This is a genomic window from Burkholderia sp. Bp8998 (genome assembly GCF_003854235.1).
Lineage (GTDB): Bacteria > Pseudomonadota > Gammaproteobacteria > Burkholderiales > Burkholderiaceae > Burkholderia.
Map to the genome: position 1 here is coordinate 1 of NZ_QTQF01000090.1, position 6,738 is coordinate 6,738.

At 57.3% G+C, this 6,738-nt stretch carries 4 protein-coding genes; all 4 read right to left on the bottom strand.

All coding sequences use genetic code 11. The annotated features are described in order from the left end of the window. Window positions 1-590 precede the first annotated feature (590 nt). Window positions 591-716 carry a hypothetical protein gene (locus DIE06_RS39350; RefSeq protein ID WP_260433898.1) on the bottom strand — a complete coding sequence of 42 codons (126 nt, stop codon included), beginning with the start codon at window positions 714-716 and terminating at the stop codon, window positions 591-593. 18 nt (window positions 717-734) lie between these two features. Further along, window positions 735-1,658 carry an alpha/beta hydrolase gene (locus DIE06_RS37185; RefSeq protein WP_124665675.1) on the bottom strand — a complete coding sequence of 308 codons (924 nt, stop codon included), beginning with the start codon at window positions 1,656-1,658 and terminating at the stop codon, window positions 735-737. Between the two features lie 90 nt (window positions 1,659-1,748). Beyond that, window positions 1,749-3,446 (bottom strand): carboxylesterase/lipase family protein, encoded by a 1,698-nt coding sequence (locus tag DIE06_RS37190; protein WP_124665676.1) that lies wholly within the window; start codon window positions 3,444-3,446, stop codon window positions 1,749-1,751. A 704-nt stretch (window positions 3,447-4,150) separates the two neighbouring features. Next, entirely contained in the window at window positions 4,151-6,175 is a 2,025-nt protein-coding gene (locus DIE06_RS37195) for a methyl-accepting chemotaxis protein (RefSeq protein WP_124665677.1), read from the bottom strand. Window positions 6,176-6,738 lie beyond the last annotated feature (563 nt).

Consider the following 6,738-nt stretch of genomic DNA (forward strand, 5'->3'; position numbering starts at 1 on the left):
CGAGTCACCGTCTCCAAGAGCCGTTCTTCCAGCGGTCGCCCCTCCCGCTGCGCGATACGTACTCATTGGTCAAATAACACGAACGATGAGTACCATGACGTGAACTTTACGGGAGCAAAAGTTTTTATACAAGAGTTTTCGGGGACCCCGGCGCAAGCATCACAGTGAAAGCTGATCCAGCCGGGCGATCACGAGCCCCACGGTACTTTCCCTAATCTGGCACACAATTTAGGGCATCACACAGCAGGCTGTGCGTGGACACTTCTGTCACGCCAACACATTTGACTGACAATGCTGTTGTTGACGTCTCATGCTCGATTCATCGCTAGCGCGTCATTCGACAAGCGATCCATATCGGTCCGCTTCAATAGGCCTGATGGAAGAGAGATTCATCCGTCGAATCGTCGCCCGAGACGCGCGCACTATTCATCACTTCCTTCCCGAGTTTCCCCGTCCGGACCCGACGCGCATCACTAAGGCACGCCGGTGTGGACACCGGCACAATGGAGCAATAATATGCTGGCATCCTGCAGCAAAGGCACAGCGATGCCCCAAAAGCCCGGTGCCCCCTTCCAGGGATAAACCCACAGTCACACGCCCTCGGTCTTCGCAACCTGCTTGCGCACGGCGTGCGCCGACATATTGGTGTACGCGACGCCGTAGCGTTCGGCATTGGCCTGGATAATCGATTCGAACTCCCTATCGGGCGTCGCCACAAGCGCCTCCCGAAACGTTCACCGCTCCATCGCATCACCTATCCAGGCGGCAGAACGGTTCACCGCCTCTTTCGCTCTCGCACAAGCCGCCGACATTCGAAAGAACCCATGAATCATCCCGTCATAGCGCCATCGAGTAACTGGCACACCAGCGTTACACACTCGATCAGCATAGGCTTCACCCTCGTCGCGCAACGGATCAAATTCCGCCGTAACGACAAGCGCCGGCGGCAAACCCTCCAGCGACGGCGCGCGAAGTGGACACGCATACGGATGTCGCGCCTCCTGTGCATCAGCCAGATACTCGCTCCAGAACCGGATCATCGCCGCGCGTGTCAACGAGTAGCCCAATTGGTTTTCGATATAAGACTTGTTAGCGGGCGTGTGATAGTCCGTCACTGGATAGATAAGCGCCTGCGCGCGCAGATCCGGGCCACCTTTGTCCCGGATCTGCAGCGCAGTCACGGTGGCGAGATTTCCGCCCGCGCTATCGCCGGCGACGACGATTTTCGTCGGGTCTATCGACAGCATCTTCGCGTGTTGCGCGATCCAGCGGACTGCATCGAGGGAGTCGTCTATCGCAGCGGGAAACCGATGCTCCGGCGCGAGACGGTAGTCGACCGAGATCAGGGTAGCGCCGCTGCCCACGCAAAGATCCCGGCAGAGCTGATCATGAGAGTCGAGGTTGCCGATCACGAAGCCTCCGCCATGAAAATAGGCGATCGCACCACGGCTTCGCTCAACCACAGGTCGATACACACGCGCGCCTAACACGCGCCCCGCAAGCGGCATCTGGATTTCAATGACTTGACCTACAGCGGTGCGCTTCTCCAGCGGAGGGAATGTCAGTCGCGCGCGCATCACGTCGACAGGAAGGCTTTCCAGCGGCGGCTCGCACTCGAGTTCCTTCAAGATTGCGACGATTTCAGAATCGAGCGGCATTGCCTTTTACTCCAAAATCATCGGGAAGTGTCCGTCACCATGCGAGGGTGTCGTCACAGTTGCGCGCTACTGGAATAAATACGGCGCCCGTCAGAGGGCGAGCACTGCATCGCGGACGCTCGACCGCGGATCATCGGCTATACCGGAACGTTCGCCGAACATCATGGTCGCGCGCTTGGTCAGGTCGTACGGTGACCATTCGAGCCCTCGAGTTGACGGATTGCCGGTTTGAGCAAAGGAAGCCCACGCTCCGATCATCTGCTTGCTAACCACGCTCCAATGATTCTCGGGATCCGCGGCGGATCTTGCTGCATCGTTGTCCTTCCCATCCCAGGCTGTGGGATAGTGCTGCACACCAAAAACGAATGGAACGTCAATAGCATGGGGAGCCCATTTCCCACCATAACAGGGCGTCTCCCATGTACATTCGTACATGTAGACGGGCGCGCCGCCCGCACGCACGCGCATCTCCGCTTGCAGTACCGCCCCCCTCCAGAATCCAATATCGGTCGCAATTCTAACCAGTAGCTCCCGGTCGTTCAGACCAGGCATTTTTTGGCGGTAAAGTGGGATGAGGGGACGCACCTGCTGCTCGTCCGCCTTCCCTACCACCCCAAAGCTCGCGATCCTCTTGGCCAGCACCCTGTCATCAAGAATTGGCTTGAACAGTTCCTTATCAATGAATAGGACTGCTTCGTGAGTGTTTGTTCCAACTATGATGGGAATGTCCTTCGACAACTCGGGCGCGTGACCGTCCCACAGATGGGACGGGATGACAATTCCGTCCGCAACCGGTCCGTAGATCAGCAGGTCGTCGGAGGCTCCAGGCTCCGTATTCGTGAACAACTGCTTGAAGCAATTGAGCAGTTCGTTGGCGCTCAAGCGTTGCAATGCCCGCACATCGCCCCGACGTATGCCTAGCGTTGAATACATCCTGTCAGTGACTTCAGTTGCCGCGCTCGGGTCCTTCTGCCGGAGTAGCGATCCACTCTGAATAATGGCTTTGTGAAACAATCCTTTGGCCGCCGGCATGCCCAGCAACGCGGTGATCTTCCCACCGCCGCCTGATTCACCAAAGAGCGTCACGTTGTCCGGATCTCCCCCGAACACGGCGATGTTTTGCTGGATCCACTTCAGCGCAGCGACGATATCCAGGTGGCCGGCATTTCCTGATGTCGCAAACTCATGGCCAGCGTCATCACTGAGGAATGCATAACCAAAGATGTTCAGTCTGTGGTTAATCCCAACAGTCACAACGTTCCCCAATCGAGCGAGGTTCTCGCATTTATAGAGGGGCGATGACGCCGATCCAAAAATGTAAGCTCCGCCATGAAGCCACACCATTACCGGCAGGCGCGATTGCGAGTTTGCTCCTTCGGGGGCAAAGACATTCAGCGCCAAGCAGTTCTCAGTCGCTGGGCTGCTATCGAGCCATGCCGGGTAATCCAATTCGACTTGTGGGGACCTGTTACCCAACACCAATGCGTCGCGCACACCCGTCCACGGAACGACAGGCTGGGGCGGCAGGAATCGGTTAGCCCCGGCCGTTGAGGCACCATACTGGACACCTTTGAACTCGGCGACACCGCGACTCACTCGACCCCGAATCTGCCCGTTCGTGGTCTTGACGATGCGGAACGCTCCGTTAGTTGCCGCTCCGCTCAGGCCCGGTACGGCAATCGCGACGCCGGCGGCCGCGATCGCCCCTCCAACCTGCAAAAACTCGCGGCGGGTGAGTGTGCCGTCCTGGCGATCATCCTCGGCCCTCGTCGTATGTTGGTCAGCCATTGACTTGCCCTTCTTCCATGGTTTGCGCCGATCTCTTTGATGAGAGAACAATTCAGCCATTGTGTTTAAACGGGCTGCAAGGCTCCGGCCTCCGCCTCGCCCAAGCTGTCACCCCGATGCAACACGTTATTTGAGAATGCCCGCCTGCGAGAAAAGCACCGGTTTTACGCCGTTCGCCACGCTCACCGCCATACGAGGCTCGCGTGCCGCCGCACGCCACTAATGAACTTCGGTTGCCACTAGCACCAGCACACACAACATTCCGACCAGAATGATTTTTAACTGACCAGTTGGTATGTATAAACACCAAAAAAAACAGCCCAAAGTTGTTTGGCTGTACTTTCCGGTCGACGCTCACACTGACTGCGATACCCGATGCCCAGGTAATGCCACTTCTATAACGTTCCACCGCGCGAGGTGAACCTAGCAATCGCACCCGATGACCCTGTTATCAAAATCTACGACAACGAATATTTTGGGACAAGCTTTTTTTTGCTCTCATACCGATGATGTTTGCGGCGACCCTCTCTAGGCACGGGATTGCGCGTTGCCAGTACTTCCCGTATAGCGTTTGGCTTGCGGGCACAACAAGGTGACCGGTGCCGAGCCAAGCGCAGACGCTCCGCTGATGCCGGAGCGCAGACTCTCACAAAGCTCTCATCGCAACAATCGCCTTCAACATCCGTAGCCCGCAGCCATAACCGTCACGCTATTAGATCGGCCTGCGCTGGAATCTTGAACATCGACACCAATTTGACGAGCTCTTGCGCCTGATGCCGGAGACCTTGCGTTGCCGCCGCACTCTGTTCGACCAGAGCGGCATTGCGTTGCGTGTTGTCGTCAATTCCTCGTACAACCACGTCGAGCTGGGTAACCGCTTTCTCTTGCTCCGCACTCGCAGCTGAAATCTCGCTAACGATTGCAGCTGCCCGCTGAATTCTCTCCACGATATCGTTCATCATCGTACCCGCCTCGTCAGCAAGACCGGCGCCTCGGGTCACCAGGTCTTGATTGGTTGCAACGAGGTCTCGAATCTCCTTGGACGCCGACGCAGATCGCGCCGCTAAATTGCGTACCTCTGCGGCGACAACGGCGAAGCCACGCCCATTCTCTCCTGCGCGTGCAGCCTCTACCGCTGCGTTTAGAGCCAAGATGTTCGTCTGGAAGGCAATCGATTCGATCAAACCAACGATGTCGGCAATCTCCTTGGAACTCTCGTGGATGCGGCCCATGGTCGTCACCACCTGCTCCACTGCATCGCCTCCTTTCGCTGCGGCAACGGCTGCATCGGACGCTAGCGAACTCGCTTCAAATGCGTTCGACGAGTTTTCCTGAATCGTTGCTGCAAACTCTTCCATCGACGCGCTGGCCTCCTCTACCGAAGCCGCCTGCTGAGACGTTCGACCGCTTAGATCCTCGTTGCTCTCGGCAATCTGCGTAGATGAAACAGCGATGCTTTCTGCGTTGTTGCGGACCGTCAACACGATTCGATGTAAGCTCTGCTGCATTCTCGCCATCGCCGCCATCACGCTCGACGTATCCCCTTGCACCAAGGAGACTTTTCCCGTCAGGTCGCCTGCCGAAACTCGCGACGCAATAGTTTGAGCTACCCCAGGCTCCCCGCCCATGGGGCGCAGGACTGAGCGATCGATATTAAGTGCCAGCAACATCGATACGGCCAGTATGCTGAACACGCCCATCGCCGCAGCCCACGCGCGTTGCTTCGCCACGCCCGCTAACACCGCCCGTTCAGGTACCGTGACGACAAGCGACCAGGAAGTGTTGGTCTTGCCGATTGGAACCGGAATCAACATTCTCAGCACCTTTTCGCCATCGAGCGTGGCTTCGGTAACGAGCTTCCTCCCTGCGCGAACGGCCGCACGTTGCTCGAAGTCGAAACTCTCGCTCACCGACGTCTTACCCGCTCCTCGTCCATCGGCGATTCCCTTCCCTGCTTGCGACACCAAGCTAATAAATCCAGTACCGAAGGGGCGCATCCGCTCAAGCTCCGCTTGCAGCTTCGGGAAATAGATATCTACGCCCGTCACACCGAGAAACTTTCCTTTCTCGAACATTGGAACCTCGATGAACGACAGCAGGATATCGGTTCCCCCGGTACTGTATACGCTCGGTTCCATGACAATATCGTGCCCCGCGCGCTGGGGCAGACGATAGTAGTCACCGTCCGCTGTGTCGAGATCATAGTTGGCCGCCGGTTCGAGCGAAAGCTTTCCCGTGTATCTGCCCCAAGTCGGTACAAAGCGGCCGGTCCCGTCATCGGCCGCAGTCCTTCTCACAAACTCACTATCACGGCCGTCGAAAGCATTGGGCTCCCAAATCGTCCATACCGCCAGATAGTCGGGATTAGCTTCCGCGATGCGTCGCATGAAGTCGACCGCCAATTGGCGGTTTTCCCCGCCTTGTGCGCGATCGGCGGCTAAAAACTCCGCGAGTTGATGGGCCGTGCTGCTTGCAGCGTTCAACTGCGCCTCGATACTTGCCGCAGTCGTGTCGGCCAATTGCTCGGTGTACATAAGCGCCGAAGCTTTTTGGGCCTCCGTGGACTGCCATGTCAACAGCGATATGCTGATCACGAAACCCATCAGGACGGTAAGAACCGTGACCGCCAACAGTCGCGTGCGCAGACTCCACGACGACGGCCTGACGAACTTTCTCGCACTGAGACGCGACAATACCCCGTCCTTCCCCGATGTCACGATATTGCTCATTTTTAGCGTTTCGCCTTTTTGTCGCGCCGGTTCAGACACTTGAACCGGCGCTCCGCCGGTCTTTTTAGGTTCTCGCCGTGCTCATGATCATGCTGGCAACTGACCGTCGCACACATCTCCAATCGATGCATAACTAGGCCGACCATTTCTCCCGCTGTGTTTCGGTTGACCTGCCGCAGCCATCACGAGTGAGTTTCTTTCCGGCGGAAACACCGCCCACGCGCCGTCTCCGTGATAGAAGAAGAATATAGCCAGCGGCTCGGCCGATCGCAGTGCCTCCAGGCAGACAAAACGCCCTCCCTGGGCAGTACGCCCAAATCCCGTTAGGCGCGCCGGCCTAGCGGATGTAGGCGCGAGCCACTTGTCGATCAGTGAACGTAAGGATTTCTGTTCGACGCCCATCATTGTCACCAAGTGTCACTTACATCTATAAAACACATCGGACAGCAGTCACGAAACGGTCACCATGCCTGAATCTCAACCAGCGGATGTTCTCCAGCCCGCAAGGCTATTTTTGATCCAGGCACGTTTGACCGGTCGATCACCTCATATCTTCTGGCGAC

Bases quoted from the DNA above. Each gene is read 5' to 3' on its own strand.
- DIE06_RS37185 (WP_124665675.1), bottom strand. From the start codon at position 1,658: ATGCCGCTCGATTCTGAAATCGTCGCAATCTTGAAGGAACTCGAGTGC.
- DIE06_RS37190 (WP_124665676.1), bottom strand. From the start codon at position 3,446: ATGGCTGACCAACATACGACGAGGGCCGAGGATGATCGCCAGGACGGC.
- DIE06_RS37195 (WP_124665677.1), bottom strand. From the start codon at position 6,175: ATGAGCAATATCGTGACATCGGGGAAGGACGGGGTATTGTCGCGTCTC.